The 23,366-nt window shown below is 73.0% G+C and carries 23 protein-coding genes; 13 read left to right on the top strand and 10 right to left on the bottom strand.

Annotated elements, in window-relative coordinates:
• Positions 1-11: 11 nt before the first annotated feature.
• Genes KZQ38_RS00115 through KZQ38_RS00105 form a run of 3 tightly spaced genes read right to left on the bottom strand, consistent with a single transcriptional unit; the run spans position 12 to position 3,702 of the window.
• The gene (locus KZQ38_RS00115) at positions 12-1,826 is read right to left on the bottom strand and encodes a dynamin family protein (RefSeq protein ID WP_219437123.1); all 1,815 of its coding nucleotides are present in this window, start codon (positions 1,824-1,826) and stop codon (positions 12-14) included.
• On the bottom strand, positions 1,823-2,293 hold the full coding sequence (locus KZQ38_RS00110) for a nucleotide exchange factor GrpE (RefSeq protein ID WP_372452192.1): 471 nt from the start codon (positions 2,291-2,293) through the stop codon (positions 1,823-1,825). The genes KZQ38_RS00115 and KZQ38_RS00110 overlap by 4 nt, the downstream gene beginning before the upstream one ends.
• Positions 2,185-3,702 (bottom strand): dynamin family protein, encoded by a 1,518-nt coding sequence (locus KZQ38_RS00105; RefSeq protein WP_219437119.1) that lies wholly within the window; start codon positions 3,700-3,702, stop codon positions 2,185-2,187. Before KZQ38_RS00105 ends, KZQ38_RS00110 begins: the two co-directional genes overlap by 109 nt.
• 85 nt (positions 3,703-3,787) lie before the next feature.
• Here KZQ38_RS00105 and KZQ38_RS00100 point away from each other — a divergent pair, with 85 nt between their 5' ends.
• From KZQ38_RS00100 to KZQ38_RS00090, 3 genes are all read left to right on the top strand, one after another.
• Positions 3,788-4,246, top strand: a complete 459-nt coding sequence (locus KZQ38_RS00100) for a hypothetical protein (protein WP_219437117.1) — start codon at positions 3,788-3,790, stop codon at positions 4,244-4,246.
• Positions 4,247-4,329: 83 nt separating this feature from the next.
• The gene (locus KZQ38_RS00095; protein WP_443706230.1) at positions 4,330-5,514 is read left to right on the top strand and encodes a sensor histidine kinase; all 1,185 of its coding nucleotides are present in this window, start codon (positions 4,330-4,332) and stop codon (positions 5,512-5,514) included.
• 9 nt (positions 5,515-5,523) lie between these two features.
• Positions 5,524-6,180 (top strand): response regulator, encoded by a 657-nt coding sequence (locus KZQ38_RS00090; protein ID WP_219437115.1) that lies wholly within the window; start codon positions 5,524-5,526, stop codon positions 6,178-6,180.
• Between the two features lie 18 nt (positions 6,181-6,198).
• On the opposite strand, the gene KZQ38_RS00085 is transcribed toward KZQ38_RS00090, so the two are convergent.
• Both KZQ38_RS00085 and KZQ38_RS00080 read right to left on the bottom strand, forming a co-directional pair.
• Entirely contained in the window at positions 6,199-7,107 is a 909-nt protein-coding gene (locus KZQ38_RS00085; protein WP_219437113.1) for an SDR family oxidoreductase, read from the bottom strand.
• Positions 7,108-7,677 carry a TetR/AcrR family transcriptional regulator gene (locus KZQ38_RS00080; protein ID WP_219437112.1) on the bottom strand — a complete coding sequence of 190 codons (570 nt, stop codon included), beginning with the start codon at positions 7,675-7,677 and terminating at the stop codon, positions 7,108-7,110. It lies immediately after the preceding gene.
• Between the two features lie 49 nt (positions 7,678-7,726).
• Between KZQ38_RS00080 and KZQ38_RS00075 the strand changes: the two genes are divergently transcribed.
• Positions 7,727-8,521, top strand: a complete 795-nt coding sequence (locus tag KZQ38_RS00075) for an HAD family hydrolase (protein ID WP_308258170.1) — start codon at positions 7,727-7,729, stop codon at positions 8,519-8,521.
• On the opposite strand, the gene KZQ38_RS00070 is transcribed toward KZQ38_RS00075, so the two are convergent.
• Entirely contained in the window at positions 8,522-8,956 is a 435-nt protein-coding gene (locus KZQ38_RS00070) for a PPOX class F420-dependent oxidoreductase (protein WP_219437108.1), read from the bottom strand.
• A gap of 212 nt (positions 8,957-9,168) precedes the next feature.
• On the opposite strand from KZQ38_RS00070, the gene KZQ38_RS00065 reads away from it, so the two are divergent.
• The 3 genes from KZQ38_RS00065 (at position 9,169) to KZQ38_RS00055 (ending at position 11,896) form a co-directional block, all read left to right on the top strand.
• Positions 9,169-10,083: an ABC transporter ATP-binding protein gene (locus KZQ38_RS00065; RefSeq protein WP_219437106.1), complete on the top strand. Its 915-nt coding sequence runs from the start codon at positions 9,169-9,171 to the stop codon at positions 10,081-10,083.
• 1 nt (position 10,084) lies between these two features.
• On the top strand, positions 10,085-10,846 hold the full coding sequence (locus KZQ38_RS00060; RefSeq protein ID WP_219437104.1) for a hypothetical protein: 762 nt from the start codon (positions 10,085-10,087) through the stop codon (positions 10,844-10,846).
• A gap of 144 nt (positions 10,847-10,990) precedes the next feature.
• Complete coding sequence (locus KZQ38_RS00055) at positions 10,991-11,896, top strand: ABC transporter ATP-binding protein (protein WP_219437102.1); 906 nt, start codon at positions 10,991-10,993, stop codon at positions 11,894-11,896.
• On the opposite strand, the gene KZQ38_RS00050 is transcribed toward KZQ38_RS00055, so the two are convergent.
• Complete coding sequence (locus tag KZQ38_RS00050) at positions 11,893-13,083, bottom strand: S8 family serine peptidase (protein WP_219437100.1); 1,191 nt, start codon at positions 13,081-13,083, stop codon at positions 11,893-11,895. The two genes, KZQ38_RS00055 and KZQ38_RS00050, sit on opposite strands and share 4 nt — an antisense overlap.
• Positions 13,084-13,319: 236 nt before the next feature.
• On the opposite strand from KZQ38_RS00050, the gene KZQ38_RS00045 reads away from it, so the two are divergent.
• The 4 genes from KZQ38_RS00045 to KZQ38_RS00030 all read left to right on the top strand — a co-directional run bounded on the left by KZQ38_RS00045 (position 13,320) and on the right by KZQ38_RS00030 (position 17,818).
• Positions 13,320-13,904: a hypothetical protein gene (locus KZQ38_RS00045; RefSeq protein ID WP_219437098.1), complete on the top strand. Its 585-nt coding sequence runs from the start codon at positions 13,320-13,322 to the stop codon at positions 13,902-13,904.
• Between the two features lie 39 nt (positions 13,905-13,943).
• Entirely contained in the window at positions 13,944-14,726 is a 783-nt protein-coding gene (trmB, locus tag KZQ38_RS00040; protein WP_219439193.1) for a tRNA (guanosine(46)-N7)-methyltransferase TrmB, read from the top strand.
• Positions 14,727-15,325: 599 nt separating this feature from the next.
• Positions 15,326-16,492, top strand: coding sequence for a sensor histidine kinase (locus KZQ38_RS00035; protein WP_219437096.1), 1,167 nt, complete (start codon positions 15,326-15,328; stop codon positions 16,490-16,492).
• Between the two features lie 24 nt (positions 16,493-16,516).
• Complete coding sequence (locus KZQ38_RS00030; RefSeq protein WP_219437094.1) at positions 16,517-17,818, top strand: amidohydrolase family protein; 1,302 nt, start codon at positions 16,517-16,519, stop codon at positions 17,816-17,818.
• Here the strand turns inward: KZQ38_RS00030 and KZQ38_RS00025 are convergent.
• Complete coding sequence (locus KZQ38_RS00025; RefSeq protein ID WP_219437092.1) at positions 17,815-18,492, bottom strand: SDR family oxidoreductase; 678 nt, start codon at positions 18,490-18,492, stop codon at positions 17,815-17,817. The genes KZQ38_RS00030 and KZQ38_RS00025 overlap by 4 nt on opposite strands.
• Positions 18,493-18,547: 55 nt before the next feature.
• On the opposite strand from KZQ38_RS00025, the gene KZQ38_RS00020 reads away from it, so the two are divergent.
• Entirely contained in the window at positions 18,548-19,156 is a 609-nt protein-coding gene (locus KZQ38_RS00020) for a hypothetical protein (protein WP_219437090.1), read from the top strand.
• A gap of 39 nt (positions 19,157-19,195) precedes the next feature.
• On the opposite strand, the gene KZQ38_RS00015 is transcribed toward KZQ38_RS00020, so the two are convergent.
• Complete coding sequence (locus KZQ38_RS00015; protein WP_219437088.1) at positions 19,196-21,277, bottom strand: PhoX family protein; 2,082 nt, start codon at positions 21,275-21,277, stop codon at positions 19,196-19,198.
• Positions 21,278-21,431: 154 nt separating this feature from the next.
• Positions 21,432-22,595 (bottom strand): MFS transporter, encoded by a 1,164-nt coding sequence (locus KZQ38_RS00010; protein WP_219437086.1) that lies wholly within the window; start codon positions 22,593-22,595, stop codon positions 21,432-21,434.
• A gap of 65 nt (positions 22,596-22,660) precedes the next feature.
• On the opposite strand from KZQ38_RS00010, the gene KZQ38_RS00005 reads away from it, so the two are divergent.
• Positions 22,661-23,302: an HAD family hydrolase gene (locus tag KZQ38_RS00005; RefSeq protein ID WP_219437084.1), complete on the top strand. Its 642-nt coding sequence runs from the start codon at positions 22,661-22,663 to the stop codon at positions 23,300-23,302.
• Positions 23,303-23,366 lie beyond the last annotated feature (64 nt).

Genomic DNA, 23,366 nt, shown 5'->3' with positions numbered 1-23,366 from the left:
GTCAAGCACCCTCAGCGGTCGCGCAGGGCGCGGATGCGGCCCAGCAGGTCGTCCACCTTGCCGCGCCCCGCCTTCAGCTCCGCCAACTGCCGGGTCACGGCCCCGAGCGCCTTCGCCCGCTCGCCCGCCTCCATCCGCAACGCCCGGTCGACCTCGCGCAGCTCGGCCTCGATCGCCTCGACGCGCCGCCCCAACGCCTCGTCCAGCGCCAGCGACAACTGCTGCTCCGCCTCGATCAACTGCTCCGCGACCAGTTGGTCCACAGTGGACCGCGCGTCGGCGATGGCGTCCGACAGCCACTGCTTGAGGTGCTGCTTGTCCGCCGAGTGCTTGCGCGTCCTGGCCATCCACCACCCCGCGCCCAACCCGAGCACGATGGTCACCGGCAGCACGACCGGGTTCAACGCGGCGACTCCGAGGCCCGCCAACGGCATCGCGGCCAACCGGCCCGCGCCCAGACCGCCGGACACGCCCATGAACACCAGCAGCTTGTCCTCCGCCGTCGGCAGGCGCTTCTCCGGCGGGCGCAACACGATCGGCGGCGTGGCACCGCGGGCGAACTGGCCCCGGATCACGGCCAACTCCTCCGGCGCGAACAAATCCGCGAGCGCGGCGTCCGCCACGCGGGTCAGCCGCTCACCGAGTCCCGCGCTGATCCGGCCGGACACCACCTGCAACGCCACGTCGACCTCACGCGGCAGGCCCGCCAACCGCTCCCGGGACGCGCCGTCGATGGCCGAGCGGAACCACGTCTGGACATCACGCATCCGCCGGCTGACCTCGTGGCCGCCCTCGACCCGCGCCCGCTGCACCTCGCCGCGCAACCGCACCTGCCAGCTGCGCGTGCTCGACCGGCGCTGCGAGTTCAGCTCGTCCCGCCGGGCGCGCAACGCCTCGGCCTCCTCCTCGCCGGACGACAACGCCCGCTGGTCGGCCTCGCCGCGCGCGACCAGCTCGTCCAGCACGGTCGCCAAGGCGCGCAACGAGTTCGCCTCGCCGAGCATCGCCGCGCGACCGACCACCAGCTCCTGCAACGCGGACTGCAACTCGGCCACGCCGGAGCGCTCGCGCAACATCGCCGCCGCGTCCGGGTTCGGCGCGCGGGACGCCAGCTCGAACATCCGCGACGACACCGGGTGGAACGTCGCGCCGGCGAACCGCGGCGCGTGCTCGGCCAGCAGCGCCCGGTCCGCCTCCAGCACCGTCCGCCAGCCGCGGTACTGGTCCACCTTGGTCAACGCGAACACCACGGTCTCGACGCGTTCGCCCACGGAGCGCAGGAATTCCAGCTCGCCGCGGGTGAACGGCGCGGACGCGTCGACGACGAACAACAACGCGGTCGCCGTGGCCGCCGCCTCCGCCGCCAGCTCGCCGTGCACCGACTCCAACCCGCCGACACCGGGCGTGTCGACCACGGAAAGCCGCTCCAGCAACGGGATCGGCGCGTCCACCTCGACGTACCGCGGCGGCAGGACGCCGGCCGGCAGGTCGTGCGCGGCGGACACCCAGTTCACCAGCTCCGACCGGTCGAACGGCACCGGCGACACCGAACCCGCGTAGCAGGCACGTGCCGACCACTCCGGTCCGTGCCGGAACACCAGGTACGTGGCGGTGGCCACCTCGGCGTCGACCGGCGACAGGCCCGGCGTGGCGAGCAACGCGTTCACGAGGGAACTCTTGCCCCGGTTGGTCTCGCCGACAACCACCACGGACGCCGGACCCGTCCGCCGCTCCGCCACGAACGCCGCCGCACGCGGGTCGATCTCGCGGACCAGCGCGGTGAGCCGCTCGCGGGTCTGCCGGACGAGCTGGGGCAACGTGCTCATCGCGCCGTGTACACCGTCACGATCGGCGCGCGCAGCGTCCGCCCCCGGTCGACGAACCCGACCACCTCGGTCTCCGCGACCACGCCGTCCAACGACACGTCGTCGGTCGGCACGGTGCCGCCCGCCTCGTGCACGGCCGGGTCGAACCGCTCGCCGTCCGGCCGCAACGCGGTCACGCCGATGCCGGCCAGGCCCTCCTCCAACCGTTCCACGACGCCCGAGCTGCGGGCCCGGTCCAGCGCGTACAGGCACAACCGCACCAACGCGCCGCGCTCGGCGAGCGCCTGGTCGAGCAACCCGCTCGCGATGGTCTCCACGTCCGGCTCCGACGCGTCCGGCGCGAATTCCGTTCCACCTGTCATCGCCGCCCCCGAAGTTGTTGCCAGATCAGGAAGTACGCCCGGTGCACCACGTGCGCCACCCGGCTCTGCGCGGGTGTCGCGCCGAACGACGCGAACGACCGCCACCAGCCCGCGCGCTCCAGCGCGTGCGCCACCAGCTCCTGGTGCGGCCTGCCGCGCAGGCCGAGCTGGTCGGCGACGTCCGGCGAGGCGCCGAACCGCAGCACCTCCTCGGCCAGGTCCGGCGGCAGCGCCACCGCGCCCGAGGCCACCAGCGTCAGCGCCTCCAGCAGCCGGAGCTGGTGCGCCTCCGGCTTGGCCAGCAGCACCTCGATCGCGTCGTGCACGCGTTGCCGCTCGCCCGGGTCGCCGGACGCGGCGGCCAGCGCCGTCACCGACGCCAGCGCCGCGGCGGCCTTGATGCCGTCCGCGCGGGACCGGAACACGGCGTTGAGCTTGCCGCGCACGCCCGCCAGGCCGGACGCGTCGAGCAGCACGCGGCGCAGCGCGCCGGCCGTGAGCGCGGGCTCGGCGTCGAGCGCGGTGAGCGCGCGGCGGATGCCGTACAGGTCGAGCTTCTCCAGCAGCCGGGCGCGCACGCCGACCGGCACGCCGCAGTCCCAGGTGGTGAACAGGTCGGCCGAGATCAGCATGGTCTCGCGGGTGCCCTCGTCCAGCTCGGCCAGCTCGCGCAGCGCGTCCGCGTCGGCCGAGGTGAACCCGCCGGTCTCCACCGACTCCGCGACCAGGCCGATCACCGGCACCACGTCGGCCACCCGCGGCTTGAGGGTGTGCGCCTGGCGACGCGCGAGCAGTTCCGCCGCACGCCACGTGTCGCCGTCCGCGCCCTCGACGGTCTCGGCGGCGATGGTGTCCGCCTTGTTCAGCACGGCGATCGCGTTCACCGGGCCCGCCTCGCGGCTCGCGGTGGCGGCGGTGAACGCGGCCAGCGCCTGCTGGTCGTCCTGCCGCACGCCCTGGGTCACCACGTACAACACGGCCTCGGCGCCCGCGACCGCGCTGCGCGACACGGGGTCCAGCTCGTTGCCGAGCAACGCCTCGGTCCGGGCGACGGACGCGGCGTCCAGCGAGCCCAGGCCGGGTGTGTCGATCACGGTCAGGTCCCGCAGCACGGCGTTGGTCAGGTACGCCTCGACGTGGGACACCTCGTCCACGGCCACGCCGAGGTCGGCGGGTATGCCGCCGGTGGAGTCGAAGGGCAGCACCTGCTTGCGGCCGTCGGTGAACACCACCTCGACGCGGTCCACCGTGCCGTACTGGAAGCGGGTGACCAGGCGGGTGCACTCGCCCACGTCGGTGGGCGCGACGCGGCGGCCGATCAACGCGTTGACCAAGGTCGACTTGCCCGACTTGATGCGCCCGGCCACGGCGACCTGGAGCGGCGCGGACAGCCGGCGCAGCACCTCCTGGAACCCCGCGGCGGTGTTCGGCGACACCTGCGCCAGCAACCCGCCGCACAGGTTCGCGACGGCGGCCGACAGCGGGCCCGCCCACTGCTGCGCCGGTGCGGTCACGCGGAGATCGTGCCACGCCGGGCCCACCTGCCGTTTGCGGATCGACCACGCAGGGTATTCCTCGCGCTGAGAGGGAGGTCACGTCATGGAAGAGGGATATGCCGTATTCCTGCTGCTCGGCGTGGTACTGGTACTCATCGACGGCCAGCTGATCTACCGCAGCGGCCGGGCCTACATGAACCGGGCGTACGGGGACCCGGTGGCGGCCCGGTCCATGACCACGCTCGCCACCGTGTTGTTCCACCTGGTGGTGCTGGGCCTGCTCGCGCTGGTGTCGATCATCTCCGTGGACACCGGCGACCCGGCGAAGGACGTCGTGGTCAAGCTCGGCATCGTCCTGCTGCTGCTGGCACTCGTGCACGCGGTGACCATGATGATCCTCGGCCGCATCCGGGACCGGCAGATCCAGCAGCAGTACGCGGACGAGATGGCGCGGGAGCACCAGCAGTTCGAGGAGGAGCACCACGTGCCGTCGCAGTCGCCGCGCGTCGAGCCGGTGCGACCGGCCGAGACCGATCCGCCGCAGATCAAGACGACCAGGTGAACCAGCGTCATCCCCCTGGAGAACTAGGCGAGGTCAACCCCTGGCGCGACGCGCTCGGGCAGCACGCTGAATAGCCTGGTCGCGTGCGTCGGCTGAGCCTCTGGATGCGAGCGCACCCGGTGTTCGGGGATTCCCTGATCGCCGGGTTCCTCGCGATGTTCGACCTGCTGGCGATGGTCGCCGCGACGGACATGGTGCGTGCCTCGACGCTGTTCTTCGTCGGGATGCTGCTGGTCGTGCCGGTGGTGTTCCGCCGCAAGTACCCCCGGGCCAGCAGCTACACGATCCTCGGCGCCGGTGTCATCCAGCTCTTCACGCACGGCGGCCTCGACGGCGGCTACCCCCTGCGGCCGGCGGACTTCGCGCTGGCCGTGGCCCTCTACACGATGGTGGCGTTCGTCGGCAGGCGGCCCGCGATGGTCTACGCGGGCTGGCTGGCCCTCGGCACGGTGGTGTGGGCCGCGTGGCGCATACAGGCGACCACGGAGTCCGTGTTCTTCGTGTTCGTCATCGCGGTCATCTTCGGGTTCAGCTGGGCGCTCGGCGAGTTCGTCGGCGCGCGCCGCGCCTACCACTCGGAGCTGGAGCAGCGGCTCAAGCTGCTGGAGACCGAGCGCGACCAGCAGGCGCGGATCGCGGTCGGCGAGGAGCGGTCGCGCATCGCGCGCGAGCTGCACGACGTGGTGGCGCACGCGGTGTCGGTGATGGTCGTGCAGGCCGACGGCGCGGGGTACGCGATCCGGTCGAACCCGGAACTCGCCGAGGCGGCCGTGCGGACCATCGCGGACACCGGCCGGCAGGCGTTGACCGAGCTGCGGCGGCTGCTCGGCGTGCTGCGGTCGGAGGACCAGTCGGGCACCCAGTGGGCGCCGCAGCCGGGCGCGGCCGACCTGGCGGAGCTGACCGAGAACCTGCGTACCGCGGGGCTGCCGGTGCGGCTGGAGACGTCGGGGTCGCTCGACGCCCTGCCCGCGGGGCTCGGGCTCGGCGTCTACCGGATCGTGCAGGAGGCGTTGACCAACACGCTCAAGCACGCGGGCTCGGGTGCGTCGGCCACCGTGCGGATCGCACGGCTCGACGACCGGGTGGAGCTGGAGATCGCCGACGACGGTTTCGGCACGCCGCACGACCTGGTGGCGGTGTCCGGCGGCAACGGGTTGATCGGGATGCGCGAGCGGGCGGGCGTGCTGGGCGGGTCGCTGGAGGCCGGGCCGAACCCGGGCGGCGGCTGGCGGGTCCGGGCCGTGCTGCCGCTGGCGCCGTCATAGGGTGGTTGTGTGATCCGAGTGCTGTTGGTGGACGACCAGGAACTCATGCGGATGGGTTTCCGGATGGTGCTCGGCGCCCAGGAGGACGTCGACGTGGTGGGCGAGGCCGGTGACGGCCTGGACGCCGTGCACATGGCCGCCTCGCTGCGGCCCGACGTGGTGTTGATGGACGTCCGGATGCCGGTACTGGACGGGGTCGAGGCGACCAAGCGGATCACCGCGGAGGGCACGGCGAAGGTCCTGGTGATGACCACCTTCGACATGGACGAGTACGCGCTGTCCGCGTTGCGCAACGGCGCGTCCGGGTTCCTGCTGAAGGACACGCCGCCGGGCGACCTGGTGTCGGCGCTGCGCGCGGTGGCGTCCGGGGACGCGGTCGTGTCGCCGTCGGTGACCAAGCGGCTGCTGAGCCGGTTCCTCGGCGACGGCGGCGGCGAGCTGCGGGACGCGACCGTGCTCGACGCGCTCACCGAGCGGGAGCGCGAGGTGCTGGTGCTGATCGCCAAGGGCCTGTCGAACACGGAGATCGCGCGCAAGCTGTTCCTGTCCGAGGCGACGGTGAAGACGCACGTCGGGCGCATCCTGGCCAAGCTGGACCTGCGGGACCGGGTGCAGGCCGTGGTGCTCGCCTACGAGACCGGCCTGGTCCGGCCCGGCGACGTCTGATCGCCGGGCCGGCGGGCGTCACCGGTACCGGGCGACGTCCACGGTGGTCGGGTCGACCTCGGGCCGCACGACGTCCGCGTAGTAGCGGCCCCAGTCCGGCCGCGAGCCGTCCACGTCGGTGAACCCGTACTCCCGCATGAGCGTCCACGACGCGAGCGACCGGCCGGTGAACCGGTTCCGGTCCGGGTCCGCCGCGAGCGCCGCCACCGCGCGACCGACGTACCGGGGCGTCTCGGACATCGCGTAGTGCGGTTCCCGCGCGATCGCGTCGCGCCAGTTCTCCTCGGTCACGCCGAAGTGCTCCAGCATCTGCTCGGACCGCAGGAAGCCGGGCGTGACGGCGACCGACGTGGCGCCGTGCTTGCCCAGGTCCTGGGCGAGCACCTGGCCGAACCGCCGGATGGTGGCCTTCACCGCGTCGTAGGCGAGCATCCCCGAGTACGGCGTCTCTTCGTCGCCGTCGGTCACCTCGACCAGCAACCCGCCGGGCCGCGCGATCAGCAGCGGGACCAGCCGGTGCAACGCCACCAGGTGCGCCTGCACGCTGTTCCGCCACATCCGGAGCTGCTTCTCCAGGTCCTGCTCCCAGAACGGGACGAACTCGACGTCCGACTCACCACCCCACACGTCGTCCACCAGGACGTCCAGCCGCCCGTCCGCCTCGGCCTCGATGCGCGCCCGGAACGCGTCCACGTCGGCGGGCACGGTGAAATCACACCGCACCGGGATGCCCCGGCCGCCCGCCGCGTCGACCAGCTCGGCGGTCTCCTCGATGGTCTCCGGCCTGCCGATCGGCGACCTCCCCGCCCGCGTCGACCGGCCGCCGACGAACACGGTCGCGCCCGCCGCACCCAGCTCCACCGCGATGGCCCGACCCGCACCCCTGGTCGCACCCGTGACCGCGGCCACCTTGCCCCGCAACGACATTCAGTTCCCCTTCCACGCGTCCAGCACGGCGTCCACGTCCTGGGCCAGCCGGTCCGCCAGCTCGCCGCGCGGCCGGACCGACCAGTCCATCGACACGCCGAAGAGCAGCGACGTGAGCACCCGCGCCGCGCGTTCCGGTCCCGGCGCGCGCGGCAGCGGCGCGCGCCGGACCAGGTCGAGCACCACGCGCCCGGTGGCCTCGTGCAGGTCGGCGAGCAGGGCGCGCAGGTCCGGGTCGATCAGGTCCACGCCGAGCTGGGCGAGGTGGTTGCCCGCCTCGACCGGGTCGGTGAGGTCCGCGAACCAGGTCAGCAGCGCCGCGCGCAGGCCGGCGAACGGCTCCAGCCCCTCGGCGGCGGCCCGCATCCGGTGCTCGATGTGCGTGGTCTCCTGCCTGGTCAACGCCTGGAGGAGGCCGTTCTTGGAGCCGAACCGCTGGGCCACCGTGCCCACCGACGCACCGGCTTCGGCGGCCACCTCCGCGACCGTGAACCCGGGTCCCCGGCGGCCGATGACCGCCGCCGCGGCGGCGAGCAGGCGCTCGTCGGTGATGCTCTTCGGTCGTGCCACGTGGTTATTGAACCATGGTTCATTAATGTCGTCCATTAGGGTGAGACCAGTGAACTGGAGACCACGCCTCGTCGCCCTGGACATCGACGGCACCATCACCCGGGAGGGTCACGAGGAGGTGGCCCCGGCCGTGCGCGCGGCCATCGGCCGGGCCGTCGCGGACGGCGCGCACGTGGTCCTGTCCACCGGTCGCAGCCTGATCGGCACCCGCCCCGTCGTGGACGACCTGGGGCTGCGCGACACCACCGCCATCTGCTCCAACGGCGCGGTCTGGTGGGACACCGCTACCCGCGCGGTCGTCCGCAAGCTGGAGTTCGACCCCGCGCCGACCGTCGCCGCGCTGCGCGAGCTGTTCCCCGGCGCGGTGTTCGCCACCGAGGTCACCGGGCACGGCAACCTGGCCCACGGCCGGTTCCCGGACGGCGACCTGTGGGGCGTGGTGCGCGAGGTGCCGCTCGCCGAGCTGACCGCCGAGCCCACCTCGCGGCTGGTCATGCGGTGGATCGACCGCACGCCGGACGAGGTCCGGCTGCGCATGGCCGACGTCGAGCTGCCCGGCGTCGCGTGGACCGTCGACAACCGCGAGCCGTGGGTGACCGCGGTGCCGGCGGGCGTCACCAAGGGCTCCGCGCTGGAGGACCTGCGGCAGCGGCTCGGGGTGGCCGCGCGGAACACGCTCGCCGTCGGCGACGGGCACAACGACGTGGAAATGCTCCGGTGGGCGGCGCACGGCGTCGCGATGGGCCAGGCGCCCGCCACCGTGCGTGCCGCCGCGGACGCCGTGACCGGGACCGTGCTGGAGGACGGCGCGGCGGCCGTGCTGGACCGGTACTTCGCCGCCTGACTACTCGGCGACGCCCTCCTTCGCCACGACCCGCGCGTCCCGGACCCGGACCACGACCTCACCGGGACCGCCGTTGCGCTCGGCGTACTCGTTGGCCCGCGCCGCGCCCATGTACCGGCCGCCGATGCGGCCCGCCCAGTAGCGGACCTGCTCGGGGTCGTCGTCGACTTCCGCGCGACCGGTGATCGTGACGAACGCGAACGGGGGCCGTTCGTCGTCCAGGCACAGCGAGATCCGGCCGTCGCGGGTGATCGACCGGCCCTTGACCGAGTCCAGGTGGGTGGTGAAGACGACGGTGCTGCCGTCCAGGTCGAGCCACACGGGCGAGACGTGCGGCGAGCCGTCCTTGCGCACGACGGCGAGCTTGCCGGTCCGGGGCGGGGTGGCGGTGACGAACTCGCGCCACCAGTTCTCCGGCGCGTCGGTGTTGGCCATGCCGCCACCGTAGGACCCGCGGCACCTCGGGGGTCCCCGGGCACGGCCTAAGGGTGCGACTCAGGGTGATCACGGATTACGGCAACCGAGGTATCAGCCACGATAAGACTGAAGTCGCACGGACAAGACAACTACAGAACGATGTGGTCGACCCCTGGCGACCGGCAGAGTGAGCGCCGAGATCGGGGGATGTGCCGTCCAGGGGAGAAACCATGATCGAGGCGATCGGCCTCACCAAGCGCTACGGGAACACGGTGGCGGTGGACAACCTGTCGTTCACCGTCGCGCCGGGCCGCGTCACCGGGTTCCTCGGCCCGAACGGCGCGGGCAAGTCGACCACCATGCGGATGATCCTCGGCCTCGACCGGCCGTCGTCGGGCAAGGTGCTGATCGACGGCAAGCCGTACGGCTCGCTCGACCGCCCGCTGCGCACCGTGGGCGCGTTGCTCGACGCCAAGTGGGTCCACCCGAACCGCTCCGCGAAGGCCCACCTCCAGTGGCTGGCCAAGACCAACGGGCTGCCGTCCCGCCGCGTGGACGAGGTGCTCGACCTGGTCGGCCTGACCAAGGTCGCCAAGCGCCGCGCGGGCGGGTTCTCGCTCGGCATGTCGCAGCGCCTGGGCATCGCGGGCGCGTTGCTGGGCGACCCCAAGGTGTTGTTGTTCGACGAGCCGGTCAACGGCCTGGACCCGGAGGGCATCCTCTGGATCCGCCAGTTCATGCAGGGCCTCGCCGCCGAGGGGCGCACCGTGCTGGTGTCCAGCCACCTGCTGTCCGAGATGGCCCTCACCGCCACCGACCTGGTGGTCATCGGCCGGGGACGGCTGATCTCCCAGTCCTCCACCACCGAGTTCGTGGAGCGGTCGACCGAGAACACCGTCCGGGTGCGCAGCCCGCACGCCGACAAGCTGGGCGCGTTGCTGGTCGACAAGGGCTTCACGGTCCGCGAGGACACCGACACGTCGCTCACCGTCTCGGGTGCCACGAGTGACCAGATCGGTGACATCGCGGCGTCCGCCGGCGTGGTGCTGCACGAGCTGAGCCCGCAGCGCGGTTCGCTCGAAGAGGCGTTCATGCAGCTCACCGGCGATTCTGTCGAGTACCACGCGGCCGAGACGGGAAAGTGACATGACGCTGCTCGCAGTCGAACGGATCAAGCTCTTCACCACCCGCTCGCCGTGGTGGTGCATGTTGCTCGCGCTCTTCCTGACCATCGGCCTGACGGCGGTCATCGCGGCGAACTGGAACAACGCCCCGATGCCGGTGCTCGGCGCCGTCTACACGCACACGTTCGGCCTGTACGTGATCATGGTGATGGCCGCCCTGGCGGTCACCACCGAGTACCGGTTCGGGACGATCAAGGCCACGTTCCTCGCGGTGCCCGACCGCGTCTCGCCGCTGATCGCGAAGGCGGTCGTGGTGGCGTTGCTGGCCGGCCTGGTCGGCGAGGCCGTCGGGTTCGGCTCGTGGGCCGCGAGCTGGCTGCTCGCGGACGACAACTCGCAGCTCGCGCTGACCACCGCGAACGACTGGCGGCACGTCGCGGGCGTCGGCCTGGTGTACGCGGCGGGCGCGGTCCTGGCGCTCGGCGTCGGCGCGCTGGTCCGCCAGACCGCGGGCGCGGTGTCCATCGTGCTGGTGTTCGCGCTGGTGCTGGAGAGCGTCGTCGGCCTCATCCCGAACATCGGTGACGACATCCAGAAGTGGATGCCGTTCACCGTGGCGAGCAAGTTCATCTTCGGCGACCCGGACGCCAGCGGTATGCCGGACGGCGCGGGCCCGCCCGTCGTCGGCGAGCTGTCGCCGTGGGGTTCGTTCGGGTACTTCGCGGCCATCTCGCTCGCCGTGTTCATCATCTCGCTGGTCGTGGTGAAGAAGCGGGACGCCTGAGAGCCGGGGGGGAGCACGTTCCGGAGCGGCCGGAATCGGGGCCGGCCGCTCCGGGCGACACGGGGGCCCGGGCCATCTCACGGGGGAGGTGGCCCGGGTCCCCGTCGGCTACGTTCGGGTACGTCGGATCGGACAGGAGCAGTCATGATCGAAGCGACCGGACTGACCAAGCACTACGGCGCGACGAAGGCCGTGGAAGACCTGTCGTTCACGGTCTCGCCGGGCCGCGTGACCGGGTTCCTCGGCCCGAACGGCGCGGGCAAGTCGACCACCATGCGGATGATCCTCGGCCTCGACCGGCCGACGTCGGGCACGGTGTTGATCGACGGCAAGAACTACCTCGACCTGCACCGCCCGCTGGACCGGGTCGGCGCGTTGCTCGACGCCAAGTGGGTGCACCCCAACCGCTCCGCCCGCGCCCACCTCCAGTGGCTCGCCCGCTCCAACGGCATCCCGGACCGGCGCGTGGACGAGGTGCTCGACCTGGTGGGCCTCACCCGGGTCGCCAAGCGCCGCGCGGGCGGGTTCTCGCTCGGCATGTCGCAGCGCCTGGGCATCGCGGGCACCCTGCTCGGCGACCCGGACGTGCTGTTGTTCGACGAGCCGGTCAACGGCCTGGACCCGGAGGGCATCCTCTGGATCCGCCAGTTCATGCACCGGCTGGCCGACGAGGGCCGCACCGTCTTCGTGTCCAGCCACCTGCTGTCGGAGATGGCGCAGACCGCGCAGGACCTGATCGTCATCGGCCGCGGCAGGCTGATCGCGCAGACCAGCACGCGGCAGTTCATCGAGGACGCCGCCGAGGACACCGTGAAGGTGCGCTCGCCGCAGCTCGACCGGCTGCGGGAACTGCTCGCCGAGCACGGCCGGGTGAGCGAGAGCGCCACCGACGCGGCGCTGGTCGTGCACGGCGTCGAGGCGTCCGCGATCGGCGAGCTGGCCGCCCGGCACGGCATCACGCTGCACGAGCTGAGCCCCCAGCTGGGATCGCTGGAGGAGGCGTTCATGCAGCTCACCAAGGAGTCCGTGGAGTACCACGCGCACGACTAGCGCGGCCGCCAGAAGTCGTCGCCCGGCGGTGGCAGCTCGGTGACCCGCGGTTCGGTGCGGCGGCGTCGGCCCAGCGGCACGGCCACGGCCGTGACGGCGGCGGCCACCAGCAGCAGCCCACCCAGTGCGACGGCCGTGCGCGTGTCGCCGGACGCGTCCGGTCCGGGTGGCGCGGCGCGGGTGTCGTCCGCCGGTGGTGGCGGCGTGGTGGTCGGGAGCGGCGGTGGCGCGAGCGGGTTGCGGTCCACGGCGGGCAGGTCGGCGGTGAGCGCCGCGACCGGGTCGACCTGGCCGTAGCCGGAGGTGTCGTCGACGCCGGGCGGGCCGAGGTCGGTGGCCGTGGCGATCAGCCGGTGCACCACGTTCCCGGCGTCCAGGCCGGGGTGGCGGGAGCGGACCAGGGCCGCCACGCCGGACACCAGGGCGGTGGCCGCGGACGTGCCGTCGACCGCCGCGTACCCGGTGGCCGACACGGCGACCGGCACGGCGGTCACGATCTCCCGCGCGGGTGCGGCGAGCACCGTCTCCGGTCCGGTATTCGAGGAAGACCAAAGGGCATTCCCCTGTTCGGTCCCGGACACCGCGATCACCCCGCGGATGTTCGCGGGCGCGCCGACGTGGTGTTCTCCCGCATTCCCCGTCCCGGCGACCACGACGATGTCGTGCTCGAATGCGTAGTTGACGGCACGCAACAGATCAGGAGTGAGCGTGGCGGCCGAAGTGAGCGACAGGTTGATCACGTCGGCGCCCTGGTCCACCGCCCAGGTAATCCCGGCGGCCACCGCGCCCATGCTGAACCGACCGTCCTCGGAACCGAGGGAAACGGGCAGCACCCGCGCGCCGGGCGCGATGCCGAGCGCGCCGCCCGCCACGCCCCGGCCGGCGATCAACGCGGCCATGGCGGTGCCGTGGCCGTCCGCGTCCTCGGTGCCGTCGGTGCCCCGCGCGTTCGCGAACCCGGTGCCCGGCAACACCGCTCCGGCCAGGTCAGGGCCGGTGTCGTCGACACCGGAGTCGACCACGGCCACCACCACGCCCTCGCCCGTCGCGAGTTCGTGCGCACGGCCCACGCCCAACGCGCCCAGGTGCCACTGCTGCTCCTGGATCGTCTGGGCGAGTGCCGCGCCGGGCGTCACGCCGGCCAGCAAAAGCGCGGCCACGACGACCGCGATCCCCCGTCCGCCCATCCCCCTAATTCCCCCCTTGTGGTCGAGGTCACAATTGTTCAAGTATTTTGATGTTCCACTGGCGCGGCGCGCGGCAATCGGAGTAAGACCTTCGTCAAGGCCACGTGAACTCCGGCACAGCGACCTGACCGGGCCGGCTGGACCTGGTCAGCTGGAAAGCACCGAATCGTGAGGCGGCAACAAGTCGCACACGAATTTGGAGAACCCCCGTCCAGGAACCCCCCGGAGGTGAACCCGTGACGGTGCTCGATCCGGACCTGAACGCCGGCTCCTCGGCGTCCGAGTCGAAGGAACTGCCCCGGCAACGCGATCACGCCCTTCGCGTCGAACCGATGATGGCGCTGGAATGGTCCCACGCCATCGAACCCGCGGGCGGCGGCGTCGGCATCGCCGCCACGCCCGCGCAGAGCCGTCGAGCCTGGATCCACCGGGCCGACGAGCAGCAGGTGCTCGTGCTCTACCGGGCCGTCGGCGGCGACGCGCCCGCGCCCTGGTGGCTCCGCGCGCTCGACCGCGGTGAGCTGCCCTCCCGCGCGGCGGGCTTCGCGGTGGAGGACGAGGTCACCGCGCTGCTGGTCGCGCGACCCGGCTGGGTGTTCGTGCCCTGGGCCGCCGACGGCGAGGTCGGCTACTGGGAGTTCGTGCCGTCGGAGAGCGGCGTGTACGGCCCCGCCGAGCCGACCACCGTGCAGTTCACCGACCGGCACCCCGGTTGGGTGGACCTGATCCCCGCGCACCGGGGCCCCGGCCCCCGTCAACCGGTCCCGCTCACCACCGCCGAGCTGCGTGAGCGGATCGACGACCTGGAGCGCATCGGCTGACGGCGCCACCCGGCCGACCGCTTAGGCTGTGCGCCTGTGATGACGTCCAGCCAACGCCCGCCGCACCACCGCTCCATCGTCAGCTACGTGCAACGCGGTGAGCGGATGACCGTCGGGCAGCAGCGGGCGTGGGACCGCCACTGGGAGCGCTTGGGCCGCGAGGTCAAGGCGCTCCCGGCCGGTCCCGTGGACTTCGCGGGCTGGTTCGAGCGGGACGCGCCCGTGCTGCTGGAGATCGGGTCCGGCATGGGTGAGACCACGGCACGCCTGGTCGCCGCCGCGCCCGAGCTGAACTACGTGGCCGTCGAGGTCTACAAGCCCGGTCTGGCGCAGTTGCTGATGCGTGCCGAGGCGTTGGAGGCGACGAACCTGCGCGTGTTGCGCGGTGACGCCGTGGATTTGTTGACCGAGCACGTCGCGCCCGGCTCGTTGGCCGGTGTGCGGATCTTCTTCCCCGACCCGTGGCCCAAGAAGAAGCACCACAAGCGGCGGCTCGTGCAGCCGGACTTCGTGCGACTGGTCGCTTCGCGGCTGCGGACGGGCGGCACGCTGCACATGGCCACGGACTGGGAGCAGTACGCGGAGCAGATGCTGGAGGTCTGCTCGGCGGAACCGCTGTTGCGCAACCGCCACGAGAAGTGGGCGCCGCGGCCCGACTGGCGGCCGGTGACGAAGTTCGAGCAGCGGGCGGTCGAGGAGGGCCGGATCAGCCACGACCTCGTGTTCGAGCGGGTTGAGGTGTCGCCGGGTGAGGCGTCGGACGCGGCGGCGGACGCGGCGTCACCTGGCGAAGTGCCGCCGGGCGCGGCGACAGACGGCTGAGGCGACGGACGGCCGAGCGGGCGCGCGGCCGAGCGGGTCGGGGTGCCGCCGGGCGAGGTGCCGCCGGGCGCGGCGACCGCTATCTATCAGGCAGGCTTCCTGAAAGTTACGGGAGCCGGCGGCTATCAGGCAGGCTTCCTGAAAGTTGGGGGCTGCCGGCTCGGCGGGTCCTCGCCGTGGTTCCGGTCACGCCGCCAGGCCGCGCTCCACCCCCACCGGGCGCGGTCCGCGTGGTTGGCGGTGTATTCCGCCGAAACCACCGGCCGCATTCCGGGTCACCGTCGCGACACACCTCGCGAGGCCCCTCGCGACATCCTCCCGGGGCGCCCCGGTCAACGCTGGGAATCGACCAGCACACCCGCGAGCGCCATCAGGACCAGCACCAACAGGCCGAGCACGACGCCCGCCCATGTCACCAACGAACCCAACATCACGTTCCTCCGTTCCCCGAGCACAACTCCAGAGTCACCCCCTCAAAGCTCATTCGGCATCGGCCGGCGGGGTATTTTCCGAGGCGTTCGGGTCAGTCCCCCGGATGACGACCCGCGCGACCCCGGTCGGACGCGGGCACCGGCCGCGAGGACATACCGTGACGTCCCGTGGAGAGCACTAACCTCGGCTGGCGGACCCTCGCGCGCCGCCAGTGGCCGCTGGCGTGCGCCCTGCTCTTCTTCATCGGCACGGAGGCGCTCGCCGTCATCCAGTGGTGGCAGCTGCCCGGCGCGCTGGTGCTGGCCGGCCTCGCGGTGCTCGCGCCGCGCCGCCCGTTCGACGCGGCCCTGTGCGCGGCGACCGCCCTGCTCGCCGGGTCGGCCCTGCTGCGACTCGTGGACGAAGCACCGACGGTACCCCTGGTGTCCGGGTTGACGCTGTCCGAAGGCGCGGCCGTGATGGCGTTGGTGGCGGTCGTGGTGCGGCAGGCACCGGTGTGGCGCGCGGTGCTCGGCGCGACGATCCTGGTGGGTGCGGCCGGTGTCACGCAGCTCATCCGGCCCTCCTACTGGGAGCGGTACTACGCGGACCTGAACTACGCCGGGCCGTCGCTCGGGCAGCAGCTGTTCGGCGGCGCGGTGCTGCTGGTGCTGTCCGTCGGCACCGGCCTGTACTTCCGCGCCCGGGACCGGGAGCGGGCCACGCTGGTGCGCTCGGAGGTCGCCGCGGCGCAGCACGCCGAGCGGATGGCGCTGGCACGCGAGCTGCACGACGTGGTGGCGCACTACGTGACCGGGATAGTGGTGCACGCGCAGGCGGCGCAGGCCGTGCCGGGCGCGGCGCAGGAGGTGCTGCCGGTGATCGCCCGCAGCGGCAACGAGGCGTTGACCGCGATGCGCCGCCTGGTCGGCACGCTGCGCGGCTCGGAGACCGACGCGCCCGCCGCGACCAGCGACCTGGCGGACGACGTGCGGCAGGTGGTCGCGCAGTCCGGCCAGCCGGTGCGGCTGCACCTGGACCTGCCGACCGGCGTGCCGCCCGCGCTGGGCCGCTCGGTGCTGCGGCTGGTGCAGGAGTCCCTGACCAACGCGCGCAAGCACGCCGAGGGCGTGTCCGCCGTGGACGTCTCGGTGGCGGTGGTGGCGGAATCCGTGCGGGTCGTGGTCGCCGACGACGGTCGACCGCCGAAGGCCGCGCCGGTCGGCGGGTCGGGCGGGTTCGGCCTGGTCGGGATGCGCGAGCGGGTGGAGCTGCTGGGCGGCACGTTCACCGCGGGCCGCCGACCCGCGGGTGGCTGGGAGGTCCGCGCCGAACTACCGCTGGGCGAGCGCTGACGGCTCGTGCGGCAGGATCGCGGCATGTCCTTGCGCCTGCACGCCCCCGTTGTCCTGCCCTGCGACCCGTCCTGCACCGTGCTGCGGGACGCGGTCGTCGACGTCGTGGACGGCCGCGTCGCGCACGTCGGGCCGGCCGCCGACGCGCCCGCGTTCGACGGCGAGGTCCGCGAGCTGACCGGCATCCTGCTGCCGGGCCTGGTGAACGCGCACGCCCACAGCCCGATGGTGGTCCTGCGCGGCCTCGGCGGCGACCTGCCGCTGCTGCGCTGGCTGCGTGAGGCGATGTGGCCGGCCGAGGCGCGGATGGTCCCGGCCGACATCGGCGCGGGGATGCTGCTCGGCGCGGTCGAGATGCTGCGCAACGGCGTGACCACCAGCGCCGAGATGTACTTCCACGGCCCGGAGCTGGCCGACGCCGTGCTGCGTGCCGGTTCCCGCGTGGTGTTCGGCGCGGCGATCATGGACCTGCCGGGTATGCCGTGGCGGCCGATGACCGAGGAGATCACCCGCTGGATCGACGCGGACGGCCTCCGGTTCGGGCCGCACGAGCGGGTCGAGCTGTCCTACGGGCCGCACTCGGCGTACCTGCTCTCGCCGGAGGCCCTGGCCGAGATCGCGGGCGCGGCGCGGGACCGGGGCGCGCTGGTCCAGCTGCACGTCGCCGAGTCGCCCGAGGAGGACGAGCAGCAGCGCGCGGAGCACGGCTCGGTGCCCAAGCTGCTGGAGCGGGCGGGTGTGCTGGGTGGCCGGGTGCTGTCCGCGCACTCCGTGCACCTGTCGCCGGAGGACATCGACGTGTACGCCCGGCACCGGGTCGGCGTGGCGCACTGCCCCGGCTCCAACACCAAGCTGGCGTCGGGCATCGCGCCGCTGCGGGCGTACCTGGACGCGGGCGTGCCCATCGGGCTGGGCACGGACGGTCCCGCGTCCAACGACGACCTGGACCTGTTCGAGGAGGCCCGGCTGGCGGCGTTGCTGGCCCGCGTCTCCACCATGGACGCCACCGCCGTCCGCGCGGCCGACGCGCTGCTGCTGGCCACCCGCGGCGGCGCGGCGGCGCTGGGCCGCGACGACCTCGGCGCGCTGGAGCCCGGTCGGTGGGGCGACGTCGTGCACGTCGGCGTGGACGACCCGGCGTTCGCGACCGGACTGGACGCACCCGACGACCAGCTCCTGGCGAACCTGGTGTGGGCCACCGGCACGCGGCGCGTCACCGACGTGTGGGTCGCGGGCGAGCACGTCGTGGCGGACGGCGAGACCACCCGCGTGGACCGGCGGGAGGCCCAGGCGGGTGTCGCGGCGGTGGCCCGCCGGCTGCGTTAACGCTCCCGCGGCCGGACCACGACGTCGGTGACGTGCGCGTCCTCGTCGGCCTGCACGGCGGCGAGGACGGCCCGCGCCACCGACTCGGGGGTCAGGTACCGCTCCGGCTCGTACTCGCCGGACTCCTGCGCGCGGACACCGCGCTGCATGTCGGTGGCCGTGCGGCCGGGGTGCACGGACGTGACGCGCAGGGCGGGCTCCTCGGCGCGCAGCACGTCGCCGAAGGCGCGCAGCGCGAACTTGGTCGCCGCGTAGACGCCCCAGTCGGGGTTGGCCCGCAGGCCGGCGCCGGAGTTGATCAGCACCACGTGCCCGCCGGCCCGCCGCAGCAGCGGCAGCGCCAGCCGGGTCAGCTCGGCCACCGCCACCAGGTTCACGTCGAACGCGCGTCGCCAGGCGGCGGCCGGTGTGTCGGCGAGCCGGCCGAGGTCCGCGACGCCCGCGCTGTGCACCAGCACGTCCAGCCGGTCCAGCCCGCGCACCGCCTCGGCGAGCGCGGCGTCGTCGGTCAGCTCCACCGCGAACGGCCGCGCGCCGGGCACGTCGGCCGCGGCGAGCGCCGCCGCGTCCCGGCCGCCGAGCAGCACGTCGTGGGTGGGCGCGAGGAGGCGCGCGGTGGCGAGGCCGATGCCCCGCGATGCGCCCGTGATCAGTGCGACGGGTCGATCGGTCATGACACGGACCTTAAGATGGTGGCTCCGACCTCGTCGTGTGGGTGAGGTGTTGGCGATGTCCGATTTCGACCGCTACTTCGACCAGGCCCGTGCCGAGGCGCGGCACGTCGTGACGCCGGCCCGGCCCGAACCCCTCGACCACGTCCACCGCGTGCTGACGCGCGTGGCGGAGGTCGTGCCGGAGGCCGTCGCCCGCCTGCGTGCCGAGCACGTGCCCCAAGACCGCCCGGACGGGTGGTCGCTGCCGGGTGTGGCGGCTGTCCTGGCCGACGTGCCGGTGGGCCGGTACACCGCGACCGGCGGCGTGCTCCGGCGGCGGTGGCGGCTGGTGCCGACCACGCCGGTGTTCGCGACGCTGAGCCCGCACGGGTTGCTGCTGGGCGACGACCACCACGCCGGGTCCGGTGACCGCGTGGACCGGCTGCGGGCACGGGCGGAGGCGGTGGCCGAGCGGGCACGCGTCACGGACATCACCGTGTTCACCGCCGGTGTGGTCGAGGACGCGCACGGCCTGCCGGACACGCTGGTGCTGGACGGGTCGAGCGACGAGCTGCACGTGTGCGCCGGGGTGGCCGGCGAACGGCCGGTCGCGCTGCCGTTCGCCGAGCACTGCGCGCGGGCCGTGTTCCGGCTGGTGACCGCCTGGCGGGCCCGCGAGCGGTGAGAGCCGGGCGGCACTCGACCGCCCGGCTCCCCCCTCGGGTCAGCCGCAGATGCGGCCCTTGTCCTTCTTCCACGCCACCACGACGGCCGGGCGCGGCTGGCTCGTGCCGCCGTCCGGCCAGTGCGACAGCGGGTTGTTCGCGGACGCGCCGTCGACCTCGCCCGGGTGCTGGACGCTGACCAGCACGAAGTCGTCCTGCACCACCGGGCCGCAGGTCTCCGCGCCCTTCGGCACGGTGAGGAACTGCTTCACCCGGCCCCGGTAGCGGCCCTCGACCGGGACGGCGAACAGGCCGTCGTTGGACTTCAGCGCGTTGCCGTCGGTGGAGATCCACAGGTTGCCCCGGCTGTCGAACGCCACGTTGTCCGGGCACGAGATGGGCGACACCTGGGACTTGTCGTAGCCGCCGAAGTACGTGTCGGGCGAGTTCGGGTCGCCGCACACGAGCAGCAGCTTCCAGGAGAAGGCGAGCGCGGTGTTGTCGCCGCGGCGCTCCTCGATCTCCAGCACGTGGCCGTGCTTGTTGTTGACGCGCGGGTTGATCTCGGTCGCGCCCTCCTTGCCGGCCTTGCCGCGGTCGGTGTTGTTGGTGAGCGCGGCGTAGATGCGCCGGTTGCGCGGGTTCGGCTCCACGTCCTCGGGGCGGTCCATCTTGGTGGCGCCCACCTTGTCGGCGGCCTGCCGGGTGAAGACGTAGACCTCCTCGGCGGTGAAGCCGTCGACGAACGACCGGTTGCCGGACGCGAGCGGGATCCACTGGCCCGAGCCGTCGAACTCGCCGTCGGCCGGGAGCCTGCCGGAGCCGTCGATCTCGGCGGCCGGGCTGTCGCCGGTGAACTTCGCGACGTACAGCGTGCCCTGGTCGAGCAGCTTCTTGTTGTGCTCGCGGGCGTGACGGCTGTTGCCCGGCTTGTAGCGCCCGTCGGAGACGAACTTGTACATGTAGTCGAAGCGCTCGTCGTCGCCCATGTACGCGACCACGCGACCGTCGCGGGCGATGATCACGTTGGCGCCCTCGTGCTTGAAGCGGCCGAGCGCGGTGTGCTTGACGGGCGTGGAGTCCGGGTCGAGCGGGTCGATCTCGACCACCCAGCCGAACCGGTTGACCTCGTTGGGCTCCTGGGCCACGTCGAAGCGCTTGTCGAACCGCTCCCACTTGCGCGTGGTCGCGCCGCCGCCGAGGCCGTAGCGGGCGAGCCGCGCCTTCACGACCGGGTCGGTGACGCCGCCCGCGTTGGCGAAATACTGGTTGAAGTTCTCCTCGCCGGACAGGATCGTGCCCCACGGCGTGACGCCGCCGGCGCAGTTGTTCAGCGTGCCGAGCACCCTGGTGCCGCTCGGGTCGGCGGAGGTCTTGAGGTAGCGGGAGCCCGCGGCCGGCCCGGTCACCGCGAACTCGGTCCGCACCGTGATGCGGCGGTTGTAGTGGCGGTCCACCCTGGGCACCAGCCGGCCGCTGCGGCGGTCGCGCTCGACCAGCACGACGGACAGGCCGTGGGCGGCCCAGGCGATCTCGGTCTGCTCGCGGGTCGGGTTGTCGGCGTCCCAGTCCCGGAACAGGAACTCCTCGGTCGTGTACTCGTGGTTGCTCACCATGAGCCAGCGGTTCCAGTGGTTCAGCGGGACCAGGCCGCAGAAGTCGTTGTTGAAGCCGAACTGCTTGGCCTGCGCGGCGGCCGTCTGGCGGTCGAAGTCGAACTCCGGCGCGCCCGGCAGCACCGGGTCGCCCCACCGGATCACGACGGCCGACTCGTAGCCCTCGGGCGTGACCACGCGGTCCTCGGTGTTGGGCGCGACGGGCGTGAAGTTGAGGCCGTCCCGCCGCCGCCCGCCGCCGAGGTCGCGGTCCGCCTCGACCTCGGGCGCGGCGACCGCGCTGCCCGTGCCGACCAGCCCGGCGCCCGCGCCGGCGACGGCGAGCACCGCGCCCGCCTTCAGCAGGCCGCGGCGGCGGACGACCTCACCGACGACGTCGCCGAAGTACGAGTTGCCGGACGTGTTGGGCGCTTCGTGCGCACATGCGTCGCCACAGCGGTACTTGCAGGTGATCGCCGACCGCCCGAGGGGGTGGTTGGGCAGCAGCGGCAGCAGGCGCCGGCCCCGATCGGTGGATGAGGACACGCGGACCTCCGAGATCGCTCAGTGGGAACTGGGCGACCGTAGGTCGGCCAACGCACTTCCAGCGGACAGCGAGGTGAACGCCAGGCGAACACCTCGACCGCCCGCGGCGGCGAACCCCCTGGTCACCGCACGTCCCGGGGAACGGCTGGGCCGATCAGCCCACCACGTCCTCGCCGACCAGCACGGCCTCGGCGGTGACCGGGGCCTGCCGGGTGCGGCCGACGGCGAGCAGCCCGGCGGCGAGCACGCAGCACACCGCGGCGACCACGAAGGGCTGCGCGAGGTGGCTGACGAACGTCGCGGCGAGCGCGCCGCCGAGCCACCGCAGGAAGTTGTAACCGGCGCTGGCCACCGGCCGGGGCGCGTCGCTGACGCTCATCGCGGTGCCGGTGAACAGCGTGTTCAGCAGCCCGCTCACCAGGCCGCTGACGATCACCGCGACCACCAGCAACGGCTTGCTGGGCACGGCCATGACCAGCATGAGCACCGCGAACGCCAGGACGGCCGCGATGGTGGCGCGGCGCTCGCCGAACCGGTTGCCCAGCCGCGGCGCGAGCCACACGCTCGCCACCGCGACGCACACGCCCCAGCCGAAGAAGATCAGGCCGATCTCGACCGCGCCCCAGCCGAGCACGAACGGCGACCACGCGAGGACGGCGAAGAACGCGGCGGTGTAGAGCGCGGAGCCGAGGGAGGTGCGCAGCAGGCCGGGGTGGCGCAACGCCTTGAGCGGGTCGAGCAGGCCGATGCGACGCCGGGGCCCGTCGTCGTCGGCCAGGAACACCGAGCAGAGCACGAGCGCGACGGCCATCAGCACGGCCGTGCCGACGAACGGGCCGCGCCACGAGATGCTGCCGAGCAACGCGCCGAGCAGCGGGCCGACGGACAGGCCGAGGCCGAGCGCCGCCTCGTACAGCAGGATCGCCTTGTGCTGCCCGCCGGACGCCGCGCCGACGATGACGCTGAGCGCGGTGGCGATGAAGAAGGCGTTGCCCAGGCCCCAGACCGCGCGCAGCGCGACGAGCTGGCCGATGGTCGCCGCGAGCGAGCAGAGGACGGTCGCGACGACGATCAGGGCGAGACCGGCGACCAGGGTGCGCTTCGCGCCGAAGCGCGCGCTCGCCGCGCCGGTGACGAGCATGGCGAGGACCTGGACGCCGAGGTAGGAGGAGAACAGCAGGGTGACTTGTGATGGCGTGGCGTGCAGGCCCTCCGCGATGGACAACAGGATCGGGTCCACGAGGCCGATGCCCATGAACGCGATCACCGCGGCGAACGCCGTGACCCACACCTGACGGGGTTGGTCGAGGAAATTCACTTAGCTACCCTAACAGAAATTAGTTAGGGTAGCTAAGTAAGTGCGCTCACACTACCGTGCTGGTCATGGACGCGGTGGTGTTCGACCTGGACGGCGTGCTCGTCGACTCCGAGACGACGTGGGACGAGGTGCGGCGGGCGTTCGCCGCCCGGCACGGTGGTACCTGGCGCGACGACTCGACCCGGGCCGTGCAGGGCATGAGCACGCCCGAGTGGGCGGCGTACCTGGTGGAGGCGGTGGGCGTGCGGCTGCCGCCGGCGGAGGTCGCGGCCGGCGTGGTCGGCGAGATGGCCCGCCGCTACGACGCCGGCCCGCCCGTGCTGCCCGGCGCGGTGGCCGCCGTGCGGGCGATCGCCGCCCACCGGCCGGTCGCGATCGCCAGCTCGTCGCCGCCGGTGCTGATCACGTCGTTCCTCACCGCCACCGGCCTGGCGCCACTGGTGCCGGTCGCGGTGTCCAGCGAGGAGGCGGGTGCGGGCAAACCCGCGCCGGACGTGTACCTGCGCGCGGCGGAACTGCTCGGCGTCACGCCGTCCCGGTGCGCGGCCGTGGAGGACTCGACCAACGGCCTGCGTGCCGCGCTGGCCGCGGGGATGACCGTCTACGCCGTGCCGAACCCGCACTTCCCGCCGGACCCGGCGGTGCTGGCGCGGGCCACCGCGCTGCGGTCGGTCGCGGAGCTGCCCGCCGCGCTGGGCCTGGCCTGAACACGGCGGAACCCCTCGCGCCGACCGCGGCACGAGGGGTTCCGACCGGGATCAGCGCTCGACG

This window comes from Saccharothrix obliqua, from assembly GCF_019375475.1.
GTDB classification, from domain to species: domain Bacteria; phylum Actinomycetota; class Actinomycetes; order Mycobacteriales; family Pseudonocardiaceae; genus Actinosynnema; species Actinosynnema obliqua.
The sequence above is the reverse complement of the archived record's forward strand: the minus strand, read 5'-3'. Positions and strand labels throughout refer to the sequence as shown.